The following is a 1,953-nucleotide window of genomic DNA, read 5'->3' as shown; positions in this document are numbered from 1 at the left end:
GGGCAGGACGGGCCGCTCGCTCCGCGCGCCGGGCACGACCCCGTGTACCTCGCGCTGACCGGGGCCTTGCACGCCATCGGCCGCGCCGGCGGGCCCCCGCAGCTCCCGCTGAGCCTCGTCGGCGACTTCGGGGGCGGGGCCATGTACCTCGTCAGCGGTATCCTCGCCGCCCTGTGGGAGCGGGAGCGCTCGGGACGCGGGCAGGTCGTGGACGCCGCCATCGTGGACGGCGCCGCGCACCTCATGGCGTCCCCGTACTCCCTCCTCGCGGGCGGGGCCTGGACCGACGAACGCGGCCGGAACCTCATCGACTCGGGGGCGCCCTTCGTGGACGTCTACGAGACGGCCGACGGCAAGCACGTCGTCACCGCCGCCCTCGAGCCGCCGTTCTATGCCCAACTCCTCGACGGACTCGGTCTGTCGGGAGACGCGTCACTGCCCGGCCAGTGGGAGAAGGAGCGCTGGGAGGAGCTACGGGAGCGGTTCGCCGCCGTCTTCCGTACCCGCACCCGCGACGCATGGGCGGAGGTCTTCTCCGGCACGGACGCCTGCACCGCCCCCGTCCTCTCCCTCACCGAGGCCCCCCACCACCCGCACATCGCCGGGCGCGGCACCTTCCTCGACCGGGACGGCCACCCCGAACCGGCCCCCGCACCCCGCTTCGGACGCACCCCCTCAGGCTTCCCCACCGCCCCGCCCAAGCCCGGAGCGGACCGCCCCGAGGACGTCCTCGCCCACTGGTCTCACCACTGAACACCCTCTAGGAGCCGCAACGATGGGACTCTTCGACGACCCCGCCTGGCACGGGAAGATATGGCTCGACGGCTGGACGGAGGGCAGCGCCGGCACGCTCGACGTGACGGAGCCCGCCACCGGCAGCACGCTCGGCAGGATCGGCCTGGCCGACGCCGCCGACGCGGCCCGAGCCGCCGGCCGTGCCGCCGACGCCCAGCGCGCCTGGGCAGAACTCCCTTACACGGAACGGGCGTCCGTGATGCGCCGCGCCGGTGAGCTGTGGGAGCGGTACGCCGCCGACGTCGAGTGGTGGATCGTCCGGGAAGCCGGATCGCTCACCGCGAAGGCGCAGATGGAGACGCACGCCGCCGCGCAGGAGTGCTACGAGGCGGCCGCGCTGCCCTCGCGCCCGTACGGGGAGCTCCTCGCCGGGGAGCAGCCGCGCCTGTCGATGGCCGAGCGCGTCCCGGCCGGCGTCGTGGGCGTCATCGCCCCGTTCAACTTCCCGCTGATTCTGTCCATCCGCTCCGTCGCACCGGCGCTCGCGCTCGGCAACTCCGTGATCCTCAAGCCCGATCCGCGCACCGCGGTCTGCGGCGGCGTCGCGCTGGCCCGGATCTTCGAGGAGGCCGGGCTGCCCGAGGGCGTGCTCACGGTGCTGCCCGGCGGGGCCGACGCGGGCAAGGCGCTCGTCGAGGACCCGCGAGTGCGCGTCATCTCCTTCACCGGTTCCACCGGCGCCGGTCGCGAGGTGGGTGCCGCCGCCGCCCGCGCCCTCAAGAAGGTCCACCTCGAACTCGGCGGAAATTCCGCCGTCGTCGTCCTGGAGGACGCTGAGCTGAAGCCGACCCTCGCCGCGGCCGCGGCCGGCTCGTTCCTCCACCAGGGCCAGGTCTGCATGACGACGGGACGGCACCTCGTCCACCGCTCGCTGTACGAGGAGTACGTCGAGGGGCTCGCGGCGAACGCCGAGGCACTGCCCGTCGGGGACCCCGCCGACGGGGACGTCGCGCTCGGGCCGCTCATCGACGTGGGGCAGCGGGACAAGGTCCACGATCTCGTGCAGCGTTCGATCGCCGCGGGTGCGCGGCTCGTCGCGGGCGGCAGGTACGACGGCCTCTTCTACCGGCCGACCGTCCTCGCCGACGTCCCGCTCGACGCGCCCGCCTATGCGGAGGAGGTCTTCGGCCCGGTGGCGCCCGTCGTCCCCTTCGACAC

Annotated in this window: 2 protein-coding genes; both read left to right on the top strand. The window is 74.2% G+C overall.

The features are described from left to right. On the top strand, positions 1 to 753 hold a 753-nt coding region (locus tag ACTWQJ_RS50880), incomplete at its 5' end, for a CoA transferase (RefSeq protein WP_443313117.1). Between the two features lie 22 nt (positions 754 to 775). Further along, positions 776 to 1,953, top strand: a 1,178-nt coding sequence (locus ACTWQJ_RS50875) for an aldehyde dehydrogenase family protein (protein ID WP_443313116.1), incomplete at its 3' end; no start/stop codon positions are given.

Source organism: Streptomyces sp. KR55 (assembly GCF_052245645.1).
In the GTDB taxonomy this organism is placed as follows: domain Bacteria; phylum Actinomycetota; class Actinomycetes; order Streptomycetales; family Streptomycetaceae; genus Streptomyces; species Streptomyces flavusporus.
Note: the sequence above shows the minus strand (reverse complement) of the source record. Positions and strands in the feature narration are given on the sequence as shown.